General features: G+C 35.3%; 24 protein-coding genes and 1 riboswitch. Of the genes, 9 read left to right on the top strand and 15 right to left on the bottom strand.

What is annotated here, in order from left to right; genetic code table 11:
• From A9G22_RS09255 to coaA, 12 genes are all read right to left on the bottom strand, one after another.
• A partial coding sequence (locus A9G22_RS09255) for a hypothetical protein (protein WP_141670036.1) occupies positions 1-339 on the bottom strand: 339 nt, incomplete at its 3' end.
• A 478-nt stretch (positions 340-817) separates the two neighbouring features.
• Positions 818-1,498 carry an amino acid ABC transporter permease gene (locus A9G22_RS09250; protein WP_065587485.1) on the bottom strand — a complete coding sequence of 227 codons (681 nt, stop codon included), beginning with the start codon at positions 1,496-1,498 and terminating at the stop codon, positions 818-820.
• A 6-nt stretch (positions 1,499-1,504) separates the two neighbouring features.
• On the bottom strand, positions 1,505-2,230 hold the full coding sequence (locus A9G22_RS09245) for an amino acid ABC transporter permease (protein ID WP_065587484.1): 726 nt from the start codon (positions 2,228-2,230) through the stop codon (positions 1,505-1,507).
• A 3-nt stretch (positions 2,231-2,233) separates the two neighbouring features.
• Complete coding sequence (locus A9G22_RS09240) at positions 2,234-3,061, bottom strand: ABC transporter substrate-binding protein (protein ID WP_065587483.1); 828 nt, start codon at positions 3,059-3,061, stop codon at positions 2,234-2,236.
• A gap of 172 nt (positions 3,062-3,233) precedes the next feature.
• Entirely contained in the window at positions 3,234-3,656 is a 423-nt protein-coding gene (gene ndk, locus A9G22_RS09235) for a nucleoside-diphosphate kinase (RefSeq protein WP_075508749.1), read from the bottom strand.
• A gap of 12 nt (positions 3,657-3,668) precedes the next feature.
• Positions 3,669-5,966, bottom strand: a complete 2,298-nt coding sequence (pbpC, locus tag A9G22_RS09230; RefSeq protein WP_075508748.1) for a penicillin-binding protein 1C — start codon at positions 5,964-5,966, stop codon at positions 3,669-3,671.
• A 119-nt stretch (positions 5,967-6,085) separates the two neighbouring features.
• Positions 6,086-11,242, bottom strand: coding sequence for an alpha-2-macroglobulin family protein (locus A9G22_RS09225; RefSeq protein ID WP_075508747.1), 5,157 nt, complete (start codon positions 11,240-11,242; stop codon positions 6,086-6,088).
• A 288-nt stretch (positions 11,243-11,530) separates the two neighbouring features.
• A complete protein-coding gene (locus A9G22_RS09220; RefSeq protein WP_065587479.1) occupies positions 11,531-12,220 on the bottom strand; it encodes a 7-cyano-7-deazaguanine/7-aminomethyl-7-deazaguanine transporter in 690 nt (229 codons plus the stop codon).
• 46 nt (positions 12,221-12,266) lie between these two features.
• Complete coding sequence (gene queC, locus A9G22_RS09215; RefSeq protein ID WP_075508746.1) at positions 12,267-12,923, bottom strand: 7-cyano-7-deazaguanine synthase QueC; 657 nt, start codon at positions 12,921-12,923, stop codon at positions 12,267-12,269.
• Between the two features lie 27 nt (positions 12,924-12,950).
• Positions 12,951-13,424, bottom strand: a complete 474-nt coding sequence (gene queF / locus A9G22_RS09210) for a preQ(1) synthase (RefSeq protein ID WP_065587477.1) — start codon at positions 13,422-13,424, stop codon at positions 12,951-12,953.
• A gap of 3 nt (positions 13,425-13,427) precedes the next feature.
• Positions 13,428-13,472: riboswitch (PreQ1 riboswitch) on the bottom strand.
• Positions 13,473-13,624: 152 nt separating this feature from the next.
• Positions 13,625-14,053 carry a DUF1090 domain-containing protein gene (locus A9G22_RS09205; protein WP_065587476.1) on the bottom strand — a complete coding sequence of 143 codons (429 nt, stop codon included), beginning with the start codon at positions 14,051-14,053 and terminating at the stop codon, positions 13,625-13,627.
• Positions 14,054-14,070: 17 nt separating this feature from the next.
• Positions 14,071-15,006 carry a type I pantothenate kinase gene (gene coaA, locus A9G22_RS09200; protein ID WP_065587475.1) on the bottom strand — a complete coding sequence of 312 codons (936 nt, stop codon included), beginning with the start codon at positions 15,004-15,006 and terminating at the stop codon, positions 14,071-14,073.
• Positions 15,007-15,176: 170 nt separating this feature from the next.
• On the opposite strand from coaA, the gene yihI reads away from it, so the two are divergent.
• The 3 genes from yihI (at position 15,177) to A9G22_RS09185 (ending at position 18,365) form a co-directional block, all read left to right on the top strand.
• Positions 15,177-15,671 carry a Der GTPase-activating protein YihI gene (gene yihI, locus A9G22_RS09195; protein WP_075508745.1) on the top strand — a complete coding sequence of 165 codons (495 nt, stop codon included), beginning with the start codon at positions 15,177-15,179 and terminating at the stop codon, positions 15,669-15,671.
• 316 nt (positions 15,672-15,987) lie between these two features.
• Positions 15,988-17,358 carry an oxygen-independent coproporphyrinogen III oxidase gene (gene hemN, locus A9G22_RS09190; protein ID WP_075508744.1) on the top strand — a complete coding sequence of 457 codons (1,371 nt, stop codon included), beginning with the start codon at positions 15,988-15,990 and terminating at the stop codon, positions 17,356-17,358.
• A 206-nt stretch (positions 17,359-17,564) separates the two neighbouring features.
• Entirely contained in the window at positions 17,565-18,365 is an 801-nt protein-coding gene (locus A9G22_RS09185) for a hypothetical protein (protein ID WP_141670035.1), read from the top strand.
• 152 nt (positions 18,366-18,517) lie between these two features.
• Here A9G22_RS09185 and rsmC read toward each other — a convergent pair whose 3' ends face one another.
• A complete protein-coding gene (rsmC, locus tag A9G22_RS09180; RefSeq protein WP_065587471.1) occupies positions 18,518-19,558 on the bottom strand; it encodes a 16S rRNA (guanine(1207)-N(2))-methyltransferase RsmC in 1,041 nt (346 codons plus the stop codon).
• A gap of 88 nt (positions 19,559-19,646) precedes the next feature.
• Here rsmC and A9G22_RS09175 point away from each other — a divergent pair, with 88 nt between their 5' ends.
• The 6 genes from A9G22_RS09175 to cyaY all read left to right on the top strand — a co-directional run bounded on the left by A9G22_RS09175 (position 19,647) and on the right by cyaY (position 22,928).
• A complete protein-coding gene (locus tag A9G22_RS09175) occupies positions 19,647-20,054 on the top strand; it encodes a DNA polymerase III subunit psi (RefSeq protein ID WP_065587470.1) in 408 nt (135 codons plus the stop codon).
• Positions 20,023-20,484, top strand: coding sequence for a ribosomal protein S18-alanine N-acetyltransferase (rimI, locus tag A9G22_RS09170; protein WP_065587469.1), 462 nt, complete (start codon positions 20,023-20,025; stop codon positions 20,482-20,484). The genes A9G22_RS09175 and rimI overlap by 32 nt, the downstream gene beginning before the upstream one ends.
• 32 nt (positions 20,485-20,516) lie before the next feature.
• Positions 20,517-21,137: a thiamine diphosphokinase gene (locus tag A9G22_RS09165; protein ID WP_065587468.1), complete on the top strand. Its 621-nt coding sequence runs from the start codon at positions 20,517-20,519 to the stop codon at positions 21,135-21,137.
• Positions 21,138-21,224: 87 nt separating this feature from the next.
• Positions 21,225-22,004 (top strand): hypothetical protein, encoded by a 780-nt coding sequence (locus A9G22_RS09160; protein WP_065587467.1) that lies wholly within the window; start codon positions 21,225-21,227, stop codon positions 22,002-22,004.
• Positions 22,005-22,520, top strand: a complete 516-nt coding sequence (locus A9G22_RS09155; protein ID WP_065587466.1) for a surface-adhesin E family protein — start codon at positions 22,005-22,007, stop codon at positions 22,518-22,520. It abuts the gene before it with no gap.
• 96 nt (positions 22,521-22,616) lie between these two features.
• Positions 22,617-22,928 carry an iron donor protein CyaY gene (cyaY, locus tag A9G22_RS09150; RefSeq protein ID WP_065587465.1) on the top strand — a complete coding sequence of 104 codons (312 nt, stop codon included), beginning with the start codon at positions 22,617-22,619 and terminating at the stop codon, positions 22,926-22,928.
• Between the two features lie 80 nt (positions 22,929-23,008).
• Here cyaY and uvrD read toward each other — a convergent pair whose 3' ends face one another.
• Positions 23,009-25,192 (bottom strand): DNA helicase II, encoded by a 2,184-nt coding sequence (gene uvrD, locus A9G22_RS09145; protein ID WP_065587464.1) that lies wholly within the window; start codon positions 25,190-25,192, stop codon positions 23,009-23,011.
• A 218-nt stretch (positions 25,193-25,410) separates the two neighbouring features.
• A complete protein-coding gene (gene yigB / locus A9G22_RS09140) occupies positions 25,411-26,124 on the bottom strand; it encodes a 5-amino-6-(5-phospho-D-ribitylamino)uracil phosphatase YigB (RefSeq protein WP_065587463.1) in 714 nt (237 codons plus the stop codon).
• Positions 26,125-26,126: the final 2 nt, after the last annotated feature.

The following is a 26,126-nucleotide window of genomic DNA, read 5'->3' as shown; positions in this document are numbered from 1 at the left end:
ATACAAAGACGGTTTATCATTGACCGATAGGAAGTTACTTAACGCGGAGATTGTTGACATTAAGGTTTGATAGCTAGCTGAATGAAAAGAAAAACTGGCTTTTTGATTGAGAGTCGCCTCAATGGATAAGGCTTTATCGTAACGAGTAGAAGTAATCACATAACGCCAAGGCTGATTTAACCACTCATCACCGTCAACATACCAAACCGAAATCGACGAGCGCAGCCCCTCAACGGTTAAGGTATAGCCGTTATGGCTAATGCAGCCTAAACCCGCCATTAATCCGTCAATCAATCCTTTACCTAATTGTCCAAAAAGGCGATTAAAGCCATTCGCCATATGGTTTTCCTATTTTCCCTAAAATCGCTATATTTTATTGTTAATAAGGTTATTGGCTTATCGTTCTTTATTGTCTTGTTTTAAGCATAAACGATAATGCGAACAGAGTATAAACTATTTTAACGCAAAGTTAACCTTTTTAATCAATACCTTTGCTTAATAACAATAATATCTGTTAGCTAAACGAGTATATGGTAGCGGCTTAACGTCTTTATTTAAAAAGCGATTTAAGCAATGTGATACTTTAACAATTAAAATTTTTTGAAGTTGTTAACTTTACCCAAAAGATGACATCACTCAGCGCAAATCGAAAGAAAAATAATAAAACAAAAGGTAAATTATAGGAACTACTTGCGTTGTTTACAGTCATTGGAGCAAATACGGTAATCAATATACATAAAAAAGCTAACGTTTTATAGGGAGAGAGGATTATTTTAATCATGAAGTGTAAATAACTTGGCGTTTTCCTACATATTATTTAATAACAAAATAATCGCAATTTTGATAAAATCGAAACCGCAAAATCAAGCGATGCGCAAATAATAAAATAAACAACAATAACAAATAAAAAGATCTCAGTTGGATAAACCATACTACGATTATTAACTTGAGTAGCTATAAAAGTAAATTCCGCCACGCCGACAATATAGGCTAAAGACGTATCTTTAATAAGTGATACCCACTGATTGACAAAAGACGGCAACATCATTTTAAGAGCTTGTGGTAAAATGATAAATAAAATAACTTGCTTTTTAGTCAACCCTAATGAAAATGCTGCTTGCCATTGATCTTTAGCCACTGCAATCATGCCGGCATGCACTGAATGACCAATATATGCAGCGCCAATTAAAGATAGTGCACATATCACCGTTGCGATAGCTGGCACATCAACATTAAGCAATACAGGTAATAAAAAGTAAGTCCAAAAAATAAGCATAATAACAGGGATTGCTCTTAAAAAACCAAGTATACTGACTAATAAATAGCGCACTGTTCCTTTTAAGACAGTCAACCCTACGCCAGCCAAAATACCTAACAGGGTTGAAACGATAATTGCAGCAAAACTCATTAACAACGTTAAAAAAATGCCTCCGGGAAAGTTTCCCCACATCATATAACTTAAATTGTTATAAATAACCGCTAATCCTTTGATTTCCATAATTGATTACACCTTACCTATTTGTAATCGTTTTGCTTGATAAATATTACCTAAAGTTCCAACTATCACTATTGCCAAAATATATAATAAAGTTGCAATGGCAAAATCTTGAAAGGTTTTTAATGATTCGGTTTCAACTTGACGCGATACATAAGAAAGCTCTAGTACACCAATAGCCATTGTTAACGATGAATTTTTGATAATATTCATATACTGACCAATTAAAGGCGGAAAGGCAATACGCAAGCTTTGCGGTAAAATAATAAATCGCATACTTTGCCACCAAGTTAACCCTAATGCTAATGAAGCCTGCCCTTGCCCCTGCCTTACACCAGCAATGCCGGCTCTAAACTCTTCGGCAATAAAAGCACTGGAATAACACGTTAAACCAACTAAACCAATCATAAATTCAAAGGAAGGCATTTTCAGTGAAAAAAAGAAAAACGAAATTTGTGGTTCATCAAATAGCCATAACTTAAATTCGACTGGTAATAAATTACCCACACCAAAATACCAAAAAAAGAGTTGAGGTAATAATGGGGAATAACGAAAAATTGCGTTATACCCCATTACAATCCCTTGAATAATCTTTATCGAGCTTTGTTGAGCAATAACTAATAAAAAACCCAATAATGTTGAAAAGACGATAGTAAGCAATGAGATAGCTAACGTAACTAAAAAACCATCCCATAACCACCACCAATAACGGGATTCTAGTAATTGCTCGTGCATAACTTACTGACCTTTACCTATTTTAAAGTCACCACGAGGCATGGCTGATGTGGTTTCAGGTCCAAACCAACGGTTATAAATTGTTAACGCTTGACCATCTTTTTCAAGTGTTAATAAAATTTGGTTGACTTTTTCTTTTAAGCGTTCTTCCCCTTTTGGTATACCAACTGCTTGATATTCTTGGGTGATACTAAATGGCGAAATTTCAAATGCTGCGCGTTGTTCTTCCGGTACATTAGCGAGTAAACCAATTAATTTGGCATCATCTTGAGTAATTGCTTGGACAACACCATTACGTAATGCCGCAAAGGCAAATGGTGTATCATCATAAGAAATCACTTTAGCCGTTGGGTATTTTTCGCGTAGTGTGATTTCCATCACCGTACCTTTATCAGCACCGATACGCAGATTTTTCAAATCATCAGCTGATTTTAAAACGCCCTTTTTCGCGAGAAATTTTTGACCAGTCGCAAAATAAGGCAAACTAAAATCAACAGTTTTTGCCCTTTCATCAGTTACAGTAAAGTTAGCAACAATTAAATCGGCTTTTTGGGAAGTTAATAACGGAATTCGATTGGCTGGATTAGTTGGTACAAGATCAATTTTCACATTCAGTGCTTTAGCTATTTCATTGGCATAATCAACGTCAAGACCAACAATTTTATTGGTCTTTTCGTCAACATATCCAAATGGCGGGTTACTATCAAACACGGCTATTTTGATTTCCCCGCGTTTTTCAATGTCATCAAGGCGATCTGCATAAACAAAATTTGCACCTAACAAACTACTTATTAATGCGACAACAGTGAGTGATTTAGTCAACAATTTCATTCTATTTTCCCAGTAAAAGTTATGTACCGCTAAAGTCTATCAACAAAGAACCGTCTGTATAAATAACAAATACTCACATGGTTATAACTTAAAGTTATATCGATCATGTTTTAAAAAAGAATCCTGGAATAACGGTAATACGCAATACAACATGGTATTTTATAAAATTGAATTACCCAACTATCTCACCATCGACAAAAAAGTAAGCAATTTCTTTTTCGGCTGCGGTTAAAGAATCTGAACCATGCACAGCATTTTCGGTCATGCTGTCAGCAAAGTCCGCTCGTAAAGTGCCCGCTGTTGCTTTAGATAAATCAGTCGGTCCCATCAGTTCCCGATAACGCTGAACGGCATTTTCACCTTCTAAAATCTGAACCACTATCGGGCCAGATATCATAAATTTAACTAATTTATCAAAAAATGATTTACCTTGATGCTCAGCATAAAAGCCTTCAGCTTGTTCTTTCGTTAATCTAAGCATTTTTAGGGCAATAATGTTAAGTCTTGCTTGGCTGATACGGGTTTCAATTTCACCAATCAATTGCTTTTTAACGGCATTGGGTTTGATAATGGATAATGTTCGTTCAATAGTCATGCTTGCTCCGAGTTAATCAAGGGTAAATGCCATTCGCGAAATTTGCCCGCTTTGGTCTAATAATAATAGACGATGTAAACCTTTTTGAGTTACCGTTAAAGCAACTTTTTGATCGTCATGTGTTTGCTCAATCAGTTCACCATCTAAAAACCACCATTTATCGCCTGTACCACCTTGTGGTGTTACATCAATGGTGACATCGTGTTGCCCTGGTAAACGTTTTACTAATTGGTTATCCCGTAATCCAATGATATTCAGTGGCAAAAAAATATCTTTACCAAATACAGGGCAATTTTTATCAACCTCAGGGAACAACGATTGCCGACGCTCTTTGGGTAACAGCCAATTTTCTAAAGCGATTGGCCAAAGTGCAATCTGTTTTTTATGCGCATTACTACAATCTGCTGATACCCGTTTTCCTGCATCATTGACCCAGATCGTTACCCATCCTGAACGGTAGAGATTGTTATTAAGCACTGTGAAAGTATCAAGCGTTGGGGGGACCATATTATTTAATATCCAAGCATTTTTTTGGCGATGGCAGTTTTCGTCATTTGTAGGCAATATTTGCCCTGATGGCCAACAAATTTTTTCTGAAGTTACCGTTGCTGGTTTTGTTACTAAAGGTAATGGTCGATTGAGTCGTCGCTCTTTATTTAATAACAATGTATTAACTTGTTGCAAAATTGGCACTGCTGTGATGGCGCCATATTGACCAACAACTGGCGTGCCATCTGGACGCCCGACCCAAATGCCAATCAAATAGCGAGGATTAACACCAATCGCCCAAGCATCACGATAGCCATAGCTAGTACCTGTTTTGTAAACAAGTTGCTGATGATTAACTAACATCTGCCTTGTGATCCATGCGCTGCCATCGCTAATAAATGGCTTACTTAACAATGGTTCATCTTGTGTAAAACGTAAAGGGCTGACTTGTCCATGACGAGCAAAGGCACTATAGGCACTGACCAAATGATCCATTCTTAACGATGCACCACCTAATATATACGAAATATTAGGATTATTTCCAGTAGATACCAGTGACAACCCAACACTAGCAAGTTTGCCGGTAAACCGTTTTGGACCATAGAGTTCAATTAACTGAACAGCAGGTAAGTTCAATGAGTTTTTTAATGCCTCTGAGGCACTGATTGGTCCATAAAAATCTTCATCAAAATTGGTAGGACGATAATCAGAACTGATTCGAGGCGTATCTTGCAATAACGATTCAGAATGAATCATACCATCATCAATCGCGAGTGCATACATAAAAGGTTTTAATGTCGATCCAGGTGAGCGAAGTGCACTTATCATATCAACCTGACCAAATCTTTCTTTATCATTAAAATCTGCTGAACCAACATAGCCCTTTACTGACATATCGGTATGATCGACTATTAAAATAGCCAGCGAAGTTTTAGGGGGTAGCTGATTTTTACGATTAGACGCAATATCTTCAAGGTTATACTGAAGAGAGTGATCGATCGTTGAATGAATGATATCAACATCAGGATATTGCTGACTTAATCTTCGCGCTAATAAAGGTGCTAGTTGTGGCTTTTTACGTGGGTAAACCCACACTTCTTCCTTTCGAACTTGCTCAATAATATCGGATGACCATACTTGATATTGAGCTAATCTTGCTAAAACTTTGTCTCGAGCTTGTTTGGCGCGCTGAGGATACCTATCCGGACGCAAACGACTTGGCGCTTGTGGCAATACCGCTAATAAAACCGCTTCGCCACGTGTTAACGCTTTTGGTGCTTTGCCAAAATATGACCAGCTCGCTGCCCCGAAGCCTTCGATTGTTCCACCAAATGGTGCACGGTTGATATATAAAGTTAAAATCTCATCTTTGGTAAAATATAATTCAAGTTGTAGCGTTCGAAATATTTGTTGTAACTTTCCAGCTATGGAACGATCGTGAGGATCAAGCAATCTTGCAACCTGCATCGAAATAGTACTGCCACCTGAAATAATTTTTTTATTGGTGATGTTTTGCCAAGCTGCTCGCAGTAACGATGCGGGATTAACACCAAAGTGATCATAAAAGTGGCGATCTTCATAATTTAATAATACATCAAGGTAATCATTGGGCACTTCATCTAATTGAATAGGATATCGCCAAATACCATTTTCATCAGCAAATCGCCAAAGTGGTGTGCCATCTTGCGCAAGAATGGTTTGTGTGTTTTTATTTTTTGCAATCGATAATGGAAATAAGTGATCGGCAACAAAAAAGCAGCCTAGCAATAAAAGGATGAAAAAAAACACGAAAGCTAGAATGTTAAGCAGGTACTTTTTCATTTTGTCAAAAAGTTTCAGGAAACTCTACGTTTTAGTATAAAAAGATACCGCTAACGTTTGTTAGCGGATAATCAATTTGTTTATATTTTTAGTCATTAATCTGAATTAATGTTTTAATACTATTGTTGCTTTGGTTCATTAGGTTCTGCATTGCGCTCAACAACTGACATGACATCAACAGATTGACCAATTGCAAACCTATCAGGACGATACATTGATTCAACATAAGGGTATGGCATCATATAATTACCTGCCGTCACAGCCCTAACTAAATAAGCAACACGAGTGCGATAGGTATCTTCACTCATATAATGATTAATATCAACGGCTGCGACGTATCTATCATCACGAAATTCTTGATATTTAACATCATTGCTATCTTCATCTTTCAACAAATTAGCTAATTCAGGGATCGCCTGTAAGCTAACACTGCTGTTGGTTAGATTTTGGTTTTCTAGTTCAAGACCAGCAGGTAAAAAATCAACAATTAATGCATCATGAACAGCTTCTTTATGTGAATTAACATCTAATACAACTACCATTAAATCCCCTACTTTCATTTTATCAGGTTGAATTTTATTACCTTTCAAATCATAGTAAGCACGTTTAATTGTTAATACATTTTCATCACTAGTTGGCGCGGGGGCGTTTTTATCATAGCCTGACACTGTGAATTTAATATAAAGAGGCTGAGCATCTTTTGGGTTCGAAATCGTCAAGCCACTCGCTAAATTACCAACATCAAAAGAGCGCGATAATGCAGAATCGACCTCATTTGACTGTTCATTGATCGCAACATCAAATTTATGCGAAGATTTATGTTGTTCCAATGACCAGCCTGCCACAAATAATGCATTAAGTTCCTGTGTTGAAAAATAACGAGTATCATTAAGTAGATCAGATAAATGAATTAAATAATCAGCTTGTTTATCAGCACTTAATCCGTTTTCAATCAACAATGATAAGACTAACGCATTATCACGAATCGCACTACCATATTCGCCAAGCCAAGCATATTGATTATCATAACTTGTTGTAAATACTTGTGGCATCAAGCTGTTATAGACGTTGTCAAAACCAGCTAATTTAGCAGATAGTGCTAACTGAGCAACAGGTAATGGTGACAACACCTTAAAATCACTCTCAGTGATCTGTTGATACATTCGATTGATCTCATTACGCATTGGTACCGTAATTTTATTTTGCTTTGCCAGTACCATTAAAGCATAAGCTTTAGTAGCAAATTGCGTATAATTGCTTACTTGTGAATTATCATAATAGCTTTGTAAATTATTAAATGCATTAGCATCGTAAATATATTGGCTAATACGAGCAATAGCTGCATCAAGCGCACCATTATTAACATTATATCCTCGTTCTTTTGCTTGTAATAAAAAGTCGGTTGCATACACGGTTAACCAATGTTCTTCAGCACTCTCTTTATTCCATAAACCAAAACTACCATTATTGCGTTGCATTGATAAGATTCGTGAAATACCTAATTGTACTTTTTCGCGTCGTTGCTCATCGGATTCAGTTTTAACTCCTAAAGCAGTGAGCTGTTCTTGGTTTGCATATAATGATGGCATTAAGCCACTAATGGTCTGTTCCAAGCAACCATATGGATAGGCAAATAATTCTTTAATGTACTGAGCAATATTGAGAGGTGGTTGATTTGATACGATTAATTTACCATCAACCGTGTTTTCAATCATTTCAGTAATACTATCTTTAGGTAATATCCAACTGTCTCCCCCATTTATTGCTGCCGCATAATATTTTGTCGTTGCGACATAAGCAGGTCTAACTCCGACTTTCCATGAGCGTTTGATTTGGTAATCAGAACCATCATCTAACAAAATCCCCTTGACATTAATAGTTACAATACCTTGTCCATAGCCATAATCAGCAACAACGGGCACTTGAATAATTTGTCTTTGCTTACTATCTAGTGTTATTGGCGTGCTCTTAACTGTATTTTGATGAATCAAACCGTCAGTTGTCACTTCGATTTGCATTGTTTGTGTTTTTTCGGTTAAATTATTAAGATCTAACGCCAAGCTAGCCTGATCACCACCCGATAAAAAGCGCGGAGTCGATAGCTCTGCAACCACTGGCGATGCAACTGTCATTACTTGTTCAGCCTTGCCATAGCGATTATCATCCCATGCTTGAACCATGATGCGTAATTCACCATTAAAATTAGGCAAAGCCAGATCAACAACACCTTCGCCCTCATCGTTAAGCGTGATAATTTGTAATTGCTGAGAAATAATATTGACTTCGGTTAATGTTTTGTTACCACCGGTGTTTGCCACACCGAGCAAAGCATCACCGCCAAAACTCACATTCACATTGCGTCCTTTTCCTTCAATCAATTTGCCATATACATCATATAGATCGACATCATAACGTTTACGACCTAAAAACGCACTGTAAGGATCAGGTGTGGCAAAATTAGTAATGTTTAATACACCTGAATCAACTGCCGAAACTAATACCGTTACCTTACGATCTTGTTGGATTGCGCTTTTATCCATTTTGACTTTTATTGGAATCGTTTTTTCAGGTTCTGTCTTTTTCGGCGCTTCAATACTCACATTTAATTGACGATTCAAAGTATCAATGGGTAAATATAGCAATCCAATTGCTCGTTTAACCGTTTGTACTTCAGCATTGGTTGATGGGCGAATAATCATCGCATTAATATAAATATCATGACGTCCCCAATCTTGAATTGGGATTTCGACATCAAGTCCGTTTTCATCAACGGTAATATCTTGTTTCCATAACATACCATCATTGGTTTCAAGTGCGATATAACCCGATCCAGCGACTGGGGCTTGTACATGTATTTTAGCAGTATCTCCAACTGAATAGACCGTTTTATCCAGACTTAATTTAACCTGATCTGGGCGAACAGCATTGGTACCATTAGTGTTATCTTCCCAATTGTAACCACTTCTAAAACGTAAGCTACTGGTGATGTTATTTTTAGTATCGACAATTTCAATACGGTAAGAGCCATAATCATCTGTTTGGTAGCTGACTTTGGTTGTGCCATTGGCATCAATAGAAAGTGGTTGTTCTTGCGCAACAAATTCACTTGAATTGTATTCTTGATGCCATCCAGCATCGTCAGACCAACTCCAATAATAATTACGACGTTCACGAATAATTCTCGCCTTTAAATGATTTGCAGCCAGCTTCTCGCCATCGATGTTAATATAGGCCACTTCAAACTCTGCATTAGCGCCTTTATCAACTGTTGGGCTGTTTTCGTACCGATCTGATGACCAATCGTAATAAGGCGATTGGGAAAATAGTGCTCGCACGGCAGGTATTTGCTCACAGGGCCAAATAGTTTGGCTGGCATAACGTGTAACAGGACGCCCCCCTGAATCGAGTAAACTTGCTTGCAAAATAAGTTTAATTGGAGAGTTCAATTTACCCCAATTGCTAGTATCTATCCCAACTTTTGCGATCCCGTTTTTATCTAACGTCGTCTCAATATTATCAAGTTGATGAGCAAGATTACTGTCAGTCACATCACCAATTTTATAATCAGCAAGTTCAGGGATTGAATCAATTTTTTTAAGATAAATATTACCTTCTAAATTATTGCCTGCCGCTGGGGCACCATAAAGGTACCAACCTTTAACATCAAAATTGACACTTTTATCAAACATAATAGGTTTATTTGATGCTGTGGTCATTTCCATTGCCATGCGCTCTGGCAAAAATTCTTCGACACGAAACCACGCGTAACGGTAATTATTATCGCCTAAATTAAACCGGAATGCCCATTTACCTGTTGCTGCATTAGCAGGAATAACATATTGCCATTGATATAAACCGTTTGAGTCAGCTTTGGCACTGATAGTAAAAGTTTCAACAATTTGATCATCTGGTGACAAAACATCAACAATAATGGGTTGCACCGGCAATGGCTTACCATCAGCATTACGCAAAAGCGCATTAAAATAGACCGTTTCTTGAGGACGATATAAATCACGGGCTCCAAAAGCAAATAGTTGTTTTTGATAAAAAGCAGAACCGGTCAAGTTATACTCGGTTAAATTTAAAGCATTACGTTCTAAACTCACCAAAGAAATCTGTTTTCCATCATTTACGGTAAGTAAGGCATAATCCATGCCTTTTGGTAAAGTCACTTCAGCATAACCAGTAGAGTCGGTTTGGGTTGAAACCGTTGTACAGTTCTTATTACTGTCTTTGATACTTTTGCTACATAAAACAGATAAATTCATATCGGAAAGAGGTTTGCCATTGTCAAGTCCAAGGGTAATGACAGATAATTTACCATTCTCGTAAGCATGCACCGCAACACCAATATTACTGATTGAAAACATTGTTGCGGGATTTGAATAATCATAGGTTCCAGCTTGATTCATAACAGCAAAATAAACACCTTCTTGCTGTAACTCTGGAATTGAAGATAGGTTAAGTAATACCGTTTCTTGAAAATTACGTTTAGGATTAAGATCAAATCGAGACGAATAAACTAATTCAGCGAATTGATTAATATTCTTTGAGTTCCAACTGGTCACTTGGTCAATAAAACCATAATCAGCAACAAAATCAGATAACTGCTCTGGTCTGATTTTAAAAAAATTAACATCAATTTTATTCACATTAAGAGTGATAACAGGTAAACCACTCATTGATCTACTTGGTAGCAAAAAACCACTACTGGCAAAGCCCACCATCGGCTTGCGATCTTGGGTTTTAATTTCCGCCTGATAGACTTCTTTTAAACTGTTGCCATTAATGGCCGCTAACATTTTATCGATAGTAAGTTCTAATTCACGATTTGGCTCCAGGTATCGATGTCTTAATTCTAATCCATTATCTGACAGCTCCCAAGCGCCATCAACATTACCGGCTTGGCGATCAACTAAACGAAGTAAATTAGAAAAATTAAGTTTAGGATTTAAAGGAACCGAAAAGGTAATAACCAGTGTACTTGAACCATCAAGAATGACTTCAGAACTATCAATGACCGTTAATGCTTTACCATGATATTTTTCGATTAATTCTGGGGTTGGGTTAAAAACAGGTTTTGGCGATTCTTCTTGCGCTATTGCACTGCCCTCATTAGGATTACTAACATTAGCTGCATTATTATTATCAATGACATTTGTTGTTGCTTGCGTTGTTAATTGTTGAGCACTTGCAGTTTGCTCCGTTTTCTTATTATCACATCCGACTAACGCTAATAATAGGCTCAATATAGCTAAATGTTTTACTAATCCCATACCCACTCTACCTCATATATTATTCTCATATATTATTATCGTTATTGTAGCTCAACTTGATTATATTTTAACCTTATATTATGCACTGCTATTTGCCATTTGGCAAAGGGTGTTTAATAAAATTTTGCGATTCCTCCGCAAAAAGAGAATAAAAAAAACAAATAAAATCAATGTATTTTCTGAATGTTTTTTGTGAGTACTTATTTTAGTATTAAACATAAAACTAAAAGCTCATCTACAATAATAGATGAGCTTTTAGTTGATTAAAATGAATAAATAAAATTAAGATTATAAGAAATGTTTAGTGTGAGGCGTTGCGACTAATTTTTTGAGAATAAAATTTAAAATCACACCATAAAGTGGCAAAAAGAATAATCCGCAAATTAGAATTTTGAAACTATAGTCCATTAACGAAATTTCGGCCCAGTGATTTGCCATAAATTCATCGCTACTTTGATAAAATGCGATAGCAAAAAAGACAATAGTATCAATACCATTACCAAAGATTGCTGATGCAGTTGGTGCAACCCACCATGATTTATTTTTTCTTAAATAGTTAAAAACCGTGATATCCATCAATTGCCCAACGAGATAAGCTGCAAAACTGGCTAGCGCTATTCGAAATACAAAGCTATTAAATTCGGTCAATGCCGACAAACCAACCCAATGTGTCTCAAAAAATAACACCGAAATAAGGTATGAAAATAGCAATGCGGGGATCATTACCACAAAAATGATCTTTCTTGCCAAGCTTGCACCATAAATTCGAATGGTCAAATCGGTAGTTAAAAAGATAAATGGAAACGTGAAAGCCCCCCATGTGGTGTGAAAACCAAAAATATCAAACGGGATTTGAACTAAATAATTGCTTGACGCAATAACTAATATATGAAAAAAAGCCAACCAGTAAAGCGCTTTTTGCTGTTGCCCACGGGTAAAGTTTTTTTCTATCGATTCGAACTGATTCTTTAAGTACATCTTGTTTCCTTTTTAATGGGGTGAGAGAACCCAGTTATTAATAAATCTATCTAGCCTTAGCCATATATTCTTGCAAGCCCTTATCACGCAGCAGGCAACTAGGACACTGACCACATCCCCCTTCAACGCCGTAATAACAGGTGTGGGTATGTTGTTGGACATAATCAAGATAGCCCAGTTTATCGGCCATTTCCCATGTTTGTGCTTTGGTCAAATACATCAGTGGTGTAATAAGATTAAACGCATAATCCATGGCTAAATTCATTGATACATTCATTGATTTAATAAAGATATCGCGACAATCTGGATAGCCACTAAAGTCGGTTTCACAAACGCCAATAATAATGTCAGAAATCCCCTGCTGTTTGGCATGGCAGCCAGCTAACAGTAAAAAGAGCATATTACGCCCATCCACAAAGGTATTAGGATAATTGCCATCTTGAGCTGATTTAATTTCTTGTGAATCGTCAATAAGCGCATTATTCGTGGTTTGTTTGATAACTGAGGTATCAATGACAGTTTGCTTTATGCCTAAATCTTTGGCGATCCATTTGGCTTTTTCAAGTTCAATTGCATGACGTTGACCATAGTGAAAACTGATTGCTTGAACGTTTTCACGTCCATAATCAGCAATGGCTTGCAGTAAGCAGGTGGTTGAATCTTGCCCGCCAGAAAATATAACGAGTGCTTTATGAGTTTGCATTAACGGTTCCTATTTGGATGGATTAAATTAGCGATTATCCACTTTTTCTGGATACATATCGTGATTAGCTAATCGATTAGCCGCAACTTGTTGCCAATGAGTCCCTAATTTGCCATAGTTGGCGTAAGGATCAATCGAAATGCCACCGCGTGGTGTAAATTTACCCCAAACTTCAATATATTTAGGATCCATTAATTTAATCAGATCTTTCATAATGATATTAATGCAATCTTCATGATAATCACCATGATTACGAAAGCTGAATAGATAAAGCTTTAGCGATTTACTTTCAACCATTTTAATATTGGGTACGTACGAAATATAAATCGTTGCAAAATCAGGCTGACCAGTGATAGGGCAAAGGCTCGTAAATTCTGGGCAATTAAATTTAACAAAATAGTCGTTATTCGGATGTTTATTATCGAACGTTTCGAGTATTTCAGGGCAATAGGTTGTAGGATAGCGAACAGACTGATCGCCAAGTAGTGTAATTTTACTCATAATGTTTCCTTAGTTTTTTAGCGTGGGAGGTTCACGAACCACGTAACGAGGCGCACACCATACTCTTTTTGTTTTAAAAAGTCTAGTATGACAAGGATTAATACAAAATTAACACCATCAACAGTAACCATTGATGGAGTTAATGATAAAAACACGGTTGAAAAACAAGTGAATTGGATGAATAATCTGTGTGTTACCGCTTATTTCAATTTTAATTCTTGATAAAATTTAGCTAATTCAGCTTTAGCTTCATTGAGTTCTTTTTCAGCATCGGCTAATTTTGCTTGTTGTTTGGCAATTTTATGTTCATTACCTTTTGCTTTTGCTTTCGCTAACGCTTGAGTCCTTTCTGCCACTTTATTGGATTTGTCGCTAACATTTTTTTTGTATTTAGCTTCTAAATCATCATTTGAACAATGCTTATTGACATCGTGTAATGCTTTTTCCAGTCCTTTAACTCGGTGAGCGTTATTATGCTTTTTAGCATAATCAATTTGTGTTTCAATGGCTTGTTTTTTGTTTTCACACGTTAGTCCTTCTGTTTGATTCGAGGCATAAGCACCAAACGACAATAAACTCGCCAAAGTAATAATGCTTACTTTAGTCATTACTCGAATTACTGATTCCATATGAATTCTCCTTAAAATTATTTTCTTAATTGAACACAATCAACTTTGTGATCTTTGCCTTTAGTCAGAATTAAACTAGCCCTTTCCTTTGTTGGTAAGATGTTTTCAACTAAATTTAATTCATTAATTTCGTGCCAAATGCGATTAGCAATGTTTACCGCTTCTTGTTCTGAAATTTGTGAGTAGTGGTTAAAATAAGAGTTCGGGTCACTAAATGCTCCCGCTCTAAATTTTAAAAAACGATTTACGTACCAATTATGTAATAACGAAACTTCAGCATCCACATAAATTGAGAAGTCGACATAATCAGAGACAAAAACACGGTTATTTGCTTGCGGATAGTTTAAGGTACTTTGTAGTACATTTAACCCTTCAAGAATCAAAATATCAGGACTATCAATAACGATTTCTTCATCCTCAACAATATCATAAACCAAATGAGAATAAACGGGTGCTTTAACTTGTGGCTGTCCTGACTTTATATCAGCAACAAAGTTGATCAGTTTTTTGATATTGTACGATTGTGGAAAGCCTTTTTTATTCATTATCCCACGCTCTTCAAGGCATTTATTGGGATATAAAAATCCATCAGTTGTAACTAAAGCCACTTTACGATGCTCTGGCCAACGCGTTAACAACGCCTGCAATACCCTTGCTGTTGTGCTTTTACCGACAGCAACACTACCGGCAATACCAATGATATAAGGGATTTTGTGACTTTTGCCTAAAAACTTAGACAGTACGGCCTGCCGGCTAAAGCTATTACTAATATAATAATTAAGCAATCTTGATAGAGGCAAATAAATGTCACTAACTTCATTCATAGACAAGTCTTCATTAATTCCTTGTAAAGAAGTTAACTCTTCAGGGGTTAACGTCATCGGTACCGCATTACGCAAACTTGCCCATTCTTGGCGGTTAAATTGCATATAAGGGCTCAAATGATTTTTCATTTTATCTTGTTCTCTAATTCGATCTCATAAATTTATTGGGCTCAGATTATACATAAATCTCTTTTTTTACAATCTTAAATTAGCATGACTGCTTCATCATAGCTATATTTAAGACTTACTGATAAAATAGGCTGGTTAAATGGTTAACCTTAATATGAAACAGAGAATGTATGTTAAAAAATAAATCGAAACCAAAAGCTAAAAAAAGCCGCCAAGAAATCAATGAAGAGTCTCGGGAGCTAAAGCGTAAACGTAAGCACAAAGGCTTGCCTAGTGGCTCGCGCTTTAATAATCAAGATAATAACAAAAATAAAAATTCGACAAAAACTACCAAAGATCCCCGTATCGGTAGCAAAAAACCGATTTCATTAATTGTTGAAAGTTCAAGCGCTATAACAAAACCAGTTAAACAACCTAAACCAATCAAATCGGTTTTATCGCCACAGCAAGAATTAGAACAATTAGAGAATGATCCAAAATTAGATATGTTACTGGATTTAGTCGAGCAAAATGCCAAACTCTCTAAAGATCAACAAATTTATCTTGATAGCAAACTGGATCGAATCGATGAACTGATGCGGGAGCTTGGTTATACTGATGATGATGACTTTGAAGATGAAGGTGAAAAAAAAGAAGATATTGTTAGTTTATTAAAACGAAACTAATAAGAGACAAATGTTATTAGTGTCTTTCTCAATGCAAGCAGAAATAAGATCCTAATCATTAAATTTCTGCTCATAATTTAAAATTAAAAACTATTATCTTTTATTCAATCCATTGATAACTTAAAAGCGAGCAAATCATAATGCCAATATTAATTATGTTAAGTTTATATTTTGGGTTATTGATTTGCACATTGTTATATTTACATAAAACCAATCGAATCAAAATTAAAACAAAAATCAAGAACCAGCAAAAACCGATATTAAAAATTCATAAAAATAACAATACCAAAAACAGACTTAAACGGAAGTAAAAAGCATGGCTGATACGCAATTATGGGATCAAGTATTAATTGAAAAATACAATTATTCAGGTCCAAGATATACCTCTTACCCTACTGCACTTGAATTTAATGAAGACTTTAATGAGCAGGATTTTTTATCAGCAGCAACACGTTACCCGACAAAGCCATTATCGCTTTATGTGCATATCCCGTTTTGTCATAAACTTTGTTATTTTTGCGGTTGTAATAAACTTATTACTCGCCAAAAACACAAAGTTACAAACTACCTTGATATTTTAGATATTGAAATTGCCGAACGTGCCAAATTATTTAATAAGCGCATAGTAACCCAAATGCACTGGGGGGGCGGTACGCCGACTTTTTTAACTGATGATGAAATCACTCGACTAATAACTTCGCTAAAAAAACATTTCAATTTTGCCGCTAATGCTGAACTGTCGATCGAAATCGATCCTCGTGAAATTACGCCACACACTATTGATCATTTAGCTCACGTTGGGTTTAATCGATTAAGCATGGGAATTCAAGATTTTAATCATGAAATTCAAAATCTGATTAATCGCGAACAAGATGAAAACTTAATTCGATCACTGATTGAACAAGCGCGTAAAAATCATTTTCATTCAATTAGTCTAGATCTCATTTATGGCTTACCCAAACAAACCGTTGCTAGTTTTACCGAAACGCTCAATAAAGTGATTGATATCTCGCCCGATCGTTTAAGTGTATTTAATTACGCCCACTTGCCAAGCCGTTTTGCAGCGCAGCGTAAAATTAAAGATGATGATTTACCCAATGCTAATCAAAAATTACAGATTTTACACACAAGTATTCAAAAACTAACCGAAGCGGGATATCAATTTATCGGCATGGATCATTTTGCCAAACCCACTGATGAATTAGCAATTGCCCAACAAAAAAATCAATTGCACCGTAATTTTCAGGGTTATACAACGCAAGGAGATGCGGATTTACTTGGGCTGGGTGTATCAGCCATTAGTATGTTAGGAGATAGTTATGCGCAAAACCAAAAAGATCTTAGATCTTATCAAAGTCAAGTTGAACAAAAAGGTCATGGATTATGGAAAGGATTTAATTTAAATCAAGATGATATCATTCGCCGTGAAGTAATCAAGCAACTCATTTGCCACTTTTATTTAGATAAAAAAGTGATAGAAGAACAATTTCATATCCAGTTCGATAACTATTTTGCTGAAGACTTAAAACTACTCGCGCCATTGCAACAAGATGGATTAGTTACAGTAAATGATAAGATAATTAAAGTTCAACCTAAAGGGCATTTATTGATACGCAATATTTGCATGTGTTTTGATATTTATATGCGAAAAATGGCAAGGCAGCAGCAATTTTCCAGAGTTATTTAATTTGAAGTCGTTTTCAAATTACTGTAAACAACGCGAGTGATTTCTACAAAGTAAATATTATGATAATATTTAACCTAATTTAATAAAATAAATTAATAGCTTATTAATTTTATTGTGTTATTAAAGGTTAACCTTTAATAACACAATTTTAGTTTAGACATGAAATTTTTATTTTTAATAAGGACTATATTGATAAAATGGGATTGATGAATAAATTAGTAGAAGTATTTCCAACTCGCTCTTTAAAAGTTATGAAACTAAAGCAAGAAGGCTCATTTCACCAAATAAGAAGAATATGTGCGACAATAATTCTCTTTATGTTAGCTATGTTTATAGCCCTGAAAAATTATCCTGGATTAATTACTGATTATAAAATATCACGTAATCCCGTTGTGGTTGACTATGATGTAGAAGGGAAATGTCGTGCAAAACGTATGATTGATAATTGTTCAGTGAAAATTACCACTGATACTGGACAAGTTATTACGCGTGATTACGTTTTCCTTGGTGGAGCAAAAGAAAATTATAAAGTAGTAACTATGGCTTCTGCTGATGATCCATCACTAGTAACAATCGATTTAGCTATTAATAATATGCGGACTCTATTTTTGGCTACTACGGTTCTTACTCTTTTGTTGTTGTTGGTTACATGGATGAGTTTAGTGTGTTTCTTAAGAACACATAAAATGGCAAAAGTTATCGATGAAATTAACGGACAAAAATTAACCCCTGTTATTGTGCCGATTAAATTAGTCTCTTATGGTAAAACAATAACAGCTTTATATCGTGCAAACAATGCACAAGGAATAAATGCTAAATATGCAGCCAATTTTAATAAAGGCTCAAACGGTGGACCAATCATTATAGGTGATATGATTAGAAATACATGTAATGCATTGGCCGTAGTCGGAGAAAGCAACTCTGTACCTATTCTTCTTGATCAAAACTTTACGCGCTGTGATTTTACCTATGATGAAATGGAGGCATTAGAAAAAGTGCTCTCTTAATGCAGATATGATGTCAATAGTAGTGAAATCAGTTTAAGTCTAAATATTTACATGTTATAAATAGGGCGATAGTATCGCCCTATTTTTTAAACTTGTGATATGTATTGCAATTTATCCTTTTCTTTTAAAACAAAATAAACAAACTGCATTTATTAATGGCTTGCGAGATAAACCTTAAATTTTGTCGTTTGGGCAATCACTTCAACACTTTTGAATGTTTCAGCTAAAATGGTTTGATACGGTAAAAATGAATTTGCCACAATGCACAAATAACCATTTAATTTTAGGTGTTTTTTCGCTTCTCTGATTAACGTATTGACAGCCGTGTAATCGGTCTGTTTACCATCATGAAAAGGTGGATTGGAAACAATAAGATGATATTTATCATTTAGATTTGAAAAAACATCACTCGCTACAACTGTGGCATTAACATGATTACGGTGTAACGTAGCTTTACTTGATTCAATTGCAGCACTGCTCACATCGGATAACGTTAGTGCAATATCAGGGTATAATTTACCTAGCACCGTGGACAAAATGCCCGAACCACATCCCACATCTAATACATTACCTTTAATAATATCAGTACGATCCATCAATGCATTTAACAGTAACTCACTGCCGGTGTCTAACCCTTTTTGGCTAAAAACACCGGGTAAACTTTTGATTTCAATATTCTGATTTTCAATAGTTAAATGGTAACTTAACCACCACTCATCAAGATCAAAGGCTAAACGGCTATCCGCCTGAAAATGATATAAGCCACAACGCCTTGCACTATCGATTTTTTGAATTGTACCAAAATCACTCAATAAATCTTCCACGCTTTTTACACCTGTTCTATTTTCACCAATGATAAAAATATCACTGCCTTTTGGCATATTATGCAATAAATAAGAAATCTGAAATTGTGCTTCGCTTTTTGTTTTTGGCCAATAGTAAATTAGCGTATCCATGCCAACATAGAGTTCTGCTTCTGGCAACAATGAAAAATAGGTATACTTGCCACGGACACTATTTTTTAAACGTAAATAAGTATGAAATTGTGTGCAATGAATCTTAACTTGATTTGCTGACATGATAGCGGGATAACTGTCTTGAATATCACCAGCGATGATCACATTTTTATTACTAAAAAATGTTTGATGACGCTCAAGTACTTGACTTGCTGGAGTAAAAGCTGATGTTGCCATATTTCCTCAATGAAAAACCTTTATAAATTGATGCATTGATTATACAATTAACTATCTTTAATCTCTAATAAAAAACAGTAAGTCAATAATGACGCAACAAGATTGGTACCTAAAGCAGTGCAATATAACGCAATATGTTTTGCGCAACACAAATGTCTTTAAGGGCGAAATCGCCACTCATATCAGCGATAAGATCCGGCTAATTGTCGTTGCCAAAGAGCAACCAACCCAAAAAATCTATCTGGATATATTAAATGCGATTCGTCTTACCCAAGATCAGGTGCTAGTATTAACACCATCTCAACTTATTGTATCAGCGAGTGATATTAAAACAGTGATTTGGTTTATCGATATAACGCCTGAAGAGTCTTGGCAAAACCCATTAACGATTCAAACCGCTAGCTTAGATCAGCTTGCAAAAGCACCCCAACAAAAACGCCTACTTTGGCAACAGTTATGTCAATATGAAAACTATTTCCACCCTGACCGAACATGATTTAGTAAAAGCTTTTGAATTAGAGCTGATCTGTCATGCAATCCCTTGGTCAAAACAGACGTTCTTTTCAAACCAAGGTGATCATTACTTAAATTTTAAAATAACGATTGATAACCAAATAGTAGGATTTTGCATCTGCCAACAAATCGCCGATGAGGCTAATTTATTTAATATTGCAATTCATCCCGATTTTAGAAAGCAAGGACTGGCAAAAGCTCTACTCAACCATTTGATAGAAGCGTTAATAACCATAAAATCGCCTTGTCCGATTTCAACACTTTGGCTTGAAGTCAGGCAATCAAATACGTCAGCAATTTCGCTATACCATGCGCTGGGTTTTAATCAAATCACAATTCGAAAAAATTATTATCCAACAACCGATGGTAAACAAGAAGATGCGATTATCATGGCTTATACGTTAGCTTTGTAATTAACCAATCAGGTAAACCTAAAAGGAAGCCGATGTCACAAAATAAAGCCTTACTCTTTGTCAATGGTGAGCCACCATTGCATAGCTTTTGTAATTTAGAAAAGTACACCTATATCGCTTGTACTGATGGTGCTTACCATAATTATCTGTCCACATCATCAATCCAACCTGATTTTATTATTGGTGATTTAGACAGTTATAATTCAAACGGTAAAATTCCTCCCAAAACTGAAGTTATTCATACACCCGATCAAAATAAAACGGATTTTGAAAAAGCACTTTTATTTCTAATGAGTAAAGGGATAACTTCATTTGATGTATTTGGCGCTACAGGAAGGGCGAGCGATCACTTTTTAGGAAATCTTTCTGTTGCAATGCAATATTATCATCAATATCAAATAACGTTTTATGATAATTATTGCCATTTCTTTTTTGCCAAATATCATCAGGAAATTACTCATGTAAAAGATCATATTATTTCACTAATGCCACTTTCCAAAGTAACGGGTTTAACTATCACCGGCTTACAATATCCCTTGATTGACCAAAATCTATCGCTAGGTGAAATGGTTAGTTTAAGAAACAAAGCGATTAACGATTTAGTTAAAATATCATTTAAACATGGTGATTTAATGGTTTTCATTGAAGATTAAAATAATGTAGATTGACATTGCCTTTTACATTACTTTACAATTGCTTTACAAAAAAATAACTATAAATATTGATAAAAGGAAATTCACATGCATTTAAAAAAACTTTCTCTGTTTGTTTGTTTTTTATTTTTCCCCTGTCTATCTATCGCACAAACTAACAATAAGCAAAGTGAAACAGATAAAGTCATTGATACGTTTCTTCAATGTAATAATCGTTTTTTCGAACAACTCGCTAAACATCAAAATTCAATAAGTCAATATATTGATTTAGCTACTACTCCTGATAATGTAACCTATATCCCCGTTGAATCTATTTATCAGGCAGACAAAAACAAAGTGAAGTTTAAAAAACCGCTTGAATATCGCGGTTTAAAAATTACAGGTTATCAAAACATCTATATCCCAACCACTTTATCTGGCCAGTTTCTTTATTGGGGGTTTATCTTTGATAACAAAGAAGATGAAATTAAAAAAGCTTTAAAGAATATTAACTGGTTGCCATACAACACCGATGTTTACATAGCGAACCCTAAAATTTATGATCACCAGTCAAAATTTCCAGCATGGAAAGACGATCTTTATGCTATTGATGGCGTTATACCAAGACTTGGCACAATTAATAAAGCGCTTTATTTAGAGCTTACTGCCGATAATCAAAGTAGCGTTTTTTGTTCTATCCAAGGAGATTTAAAAAAAGAAATTCTTCTAGCGACTCGTCCTGATCTAAAACCAATCATCGAAAAACATGAAGCTGAACGTCAAGAACGAATTAAGGTATACAAAGAAAAAATGAAAAAAGAGAAAGAACAATCTCAACCACAAACTAACCCTGCAGAAACTAATTCAAAAGTTGGAGATAATATTTAAATGAAAAAGATCAGTTTATTTTTAATTCTCTTTTCTTTTGTGACATTTAGCTATGCTGTTGAAGAAAAAACTGATACCAACACTAAAGCGAATGAGAATACTGCTGCTGAAAGTTTAAAAGATCCTAGGGTAGGTAAACAATTTATTCCAACATCTATAACAAACGAAGATAATACTATTGGTTATTCATTTTTAGATAGAGAATCGATTAAACTTCATCCTTACAACGCTAAAGTTCGAGTATTTAGTGAGGTGAAGAATTATTTTCCGGCATTAGTGAAAAAAAATGATGATGGCACTGAAATACCCTATCATTCTATCAAGATTGAGTATTATGCTAATTGTGACAAAATGGAGTTAGCAAAAGGCAAACTCCGAACAATCGAATACTACTTTGGAGATGGAAAATTGATTAATACCATTGAAATACCAAACCGCTGGGTTGCTATAACTCAAGATAAAGAGCAATATAAGTTACTTGTTATTGCTTGTTCTTTACCAATTAATAATTATTAAATCAAACTCTACTTTTACTCTTGCCACCTTGCTGTGGCAGAGTATAGCCATTTATGCTACTATCACTTCATTATTTATTTAAATGATTACGCCTTTATGAATATCAAACAATTCCATACCCTTACCGATCAGTTATTCAATAAAATAGAACATTTTTTGGACGATTATATTGATGAACATGATATTGATTTAGACTATGAAACAAATGGCAACGTCATCACCATTAGTTTTCCAAATAGCAGTAAAATCATTGTTAATACTCAAGAACCTCTTTTTCAGATTTGGTTAGCTACACATAATCAAGGTTATCATTTTGATTATTTGAATAATAATTGGATTTGTAATCGAACCGACAAGTCATTCGACCAAATTTTTTCTGAATCTGTAAAAGAACAAGCTGATCAATAATATATACAAAAACGGGAATTAAGTGTTAAATTAATTCCCGTTTAATCGTGTCATGACAAAATCTTACTTAAAAGAAAACTCTACAATAAAGTTAGGTTTGCCAGTTTAACTACCAGCCATTTAATACCTTCATTAACAAAAGCAATTTGAGCTCGCTTATGATCGCCCTCACCATCAAGGTTGATAATAGTTCCTTCACCAAAACGGTTATGTAACACTTTACGACCCAATTGATAACCATCACTTTGGCGAGTTTTTTCAAGGGAAGACTTTTTGAGTCCAGATGATGAGATAACCCCTCGATGACTAATTTGATTTAATTTATCAATCGGCAACTCAGCTAAAAAGCGTGAAGGTAAATTACGCTCTTCACGACCATATAAACGTCTTAACTCAGCTAATGACAGAGTTAGACATTTACGTGCTCTAGTAATGCCGACATAAGCAAGGCGTCTTTCTTCCTCCATTTTTTCGACTTCTTGAGAAGATCGCTGCGCTGGAAATATGCCCTCTTCTAATCCAACAATAAACACATAATCAAACTCCAGACCTTTGGCAGAATGCAGTGTCATTAATTGAACTGAATCTTGTTCATTGATCGCATCACGGCTTTCTAGCGAAGTATAAGCTAAAAATGACTCTAAAACAGTCAATGTTTTACCCGTTTCACTATCTTCAATAATGGTGTTTTCATTGGAACGATAAAATTGCTCAGCGGCCGATACCAATTCCTCAAGATTTTCTAATCTTGCTTGCCCTTTAATGCCTGGTTCTTGCTCATACATCTGCAATACACCAGATAATTTAATAATTGCATCAAGTTGTTTGTAAAATGGTTGTGCTCCGACCTCATCAAAGATAGATTCCATCAATTCCAAAAAACGGCTGATACCTGAACGTTGTCTTTCTGTCAATGCATTGCTTTGAATTAGCATTAAACATGCTTCCCACAATGAAATATTATGTTGCCTTGCCGTCAATCTAACTTTATCTAGTGTGACATTTCCAATTCCTCGTGTTGGCGTATTGATCGTCGCTTCAAAAGCCATGTCATTATGGTGATCATGTAATAGTCGCAAATAGGCCAGCGCTAATTTTACTTCTTGTCGTTCATAAAAGCGAATAGAACCATAAATCTGATAAGGTAATCCCGCTTGTAATAGCGTATCTTCAAATATGCGTGATTGTACATTATTACGGTACAAAATAGCACAGTTTGCGTAATTTTCACCTTCTTGATGACGTTTTTTTATTTGACCAACAACAAACCTTGCTTCATCAAGATCATTAAAACCAATATAAAGCGAAATTTGTTCTCCATCACCTCTATCTGTCCATAAGTTTTTACCCAACCGATTTTGATTTTTCGCTATCAATTTATTGGCCACATCTAAAATATTACCAGTTGAACGGTAATTTTGTTCTAACCGAATAATTTCAGTTTCAGGGTAATCATTGATAAATAGTTGAAGATTATCTGCATTGGCACCGCGCCAACTATAGATAGATTGGTCATCATCACCTACAATCATCACATTAGCTGTATCACCAGCAAGTTTTTTTACCAAGTGATATTGGATCTTATTGGTGTCTTGGAATTCATCAATTAAAATATTGCAAAAACGATGATGACAATAATTTAAAACGTCTTTATCCAAACAAAGCAGTTCATAGGTTCTGAGAATTAATTCCGAAAAATCAACATAACCGACTCTATCACAGATAGCTTGATAGTCACAATAAATCGTTTGCCACATTACCTGTTTAGGATCTTCAGTGACAATATCTTTTGCGCGAACTCCCTTTTCTTTTTGAGTAGAAATAAAAGTAGCACATTCTTTGGCTGACCACTGTTTTTCATCGATTTTTCGTTCGCGAAAAATCCGCTTGATAAGCCGAATTTGGTCTTCTGTATCAATAAGTTGAAAATTAGAAGGTAATTTAGCTTGCTCAGAAAACATACGCAGTAAACGATGAGCCAATCCATGAAACGTACCCACCCACATACCATTAAAATAACCTTCACCCACTAATGCTTGAATACGCTCTTGCATTTCGGTAGCAGCTTTATTTGTAAAAGTAACGGCAAAAATTGAACGCGGCGAATAGTGTTTTTCGACGCAGAGCCACGCAATACGGTGAACTAAAACGCGAGTTTTACCACTCCCTGCGCCAGCAAGAACAATAGTATATTGGTTATCGGTAGTGACTGCATTTTGTTGCTCTATATTCAGTCCATCTAATAATGATTTATTGATTTTCATTATATCTAAACCTATTTTGATAATAGAAAACGCCAATCAAAATTAATGTTGAGAGTGTTATTAATATTTTTATCATATTCCAAGATATTTTTGTCGACTGTAACTAAACAGCTTAAACTAAAGATAAAGTTCATTGAATCCAACTTATCGTTGTATTGTGCTTAATATAACTTATCTCCATATAACTTCACTGTTTATTTATACAGATAAAAATAAGATTATAGCAGATTCTCTAATTCTGGCAATTGAGTTATTTCGATGTGGGGTAAATACCTTGCATCATCAAGATGTAAAATATCGCAATTATAAATATTGATAAAACACGCTAAAAAACCATTATCAATTGCACCATTAACATCAGTTAGTGCATTATCACCCACATGTAAAATGTGGTGTGATGGAATAGCTAGCTTGTGAGAGGCTAAGTCAAAAATTTCAGGAAAAGGTTTTGAACGCCCGTGTTCACCACCACGCAGTAAAAATTGAAAATAATCACCCAAACCAATTCGATTAATATCAACGTTACCATTAGTAATCACCGCCAAAGGATATTTAGCACCCAATTTGGTTAATAACTCATGTGTTGATTCAGGAACTACCATCTTGTGTCGCCAAAGATTAAAACAAACGAGTGATTCTTCAATCACTTCTGAAAATTTTGACACTGGCATGTTAGTTTTACTTAATAGCGATTTGATGGTTTGAATTCGCCAAACTATGACATCGTGATAAATTTCTGGATCAGAAGCAAGTACGGCATGCTTTTCAGCAAAATACTCAGATAATGTTAAATTACGCAATTGTTCATTATGTTGAAGCGTTTTGATCATTTCTTCTTCCGCTTTTTCAACGATCATCTTATTATCATATAAAGTGTCATCCAGATCAAAAGTAAATGCCTTAATACTATGCATAGATCGATAAAAGTGCATCG

Origin of the sequence: Gilliamella sp. App2-1 (assembly GCF_001690255.1) — a bacterium.
Lineage (GTDB): Bacteria > Pseudomonadota > Gammaproteobacteria > Enterobacterales > Orbaceae > Gilliamella > Gilliamella apicola_G.
The sequence above is the reverse complement of the archived record's forward strand: the minus strand, read 5'-3'. Positions and strand labels throughout refer to the sequence as shown.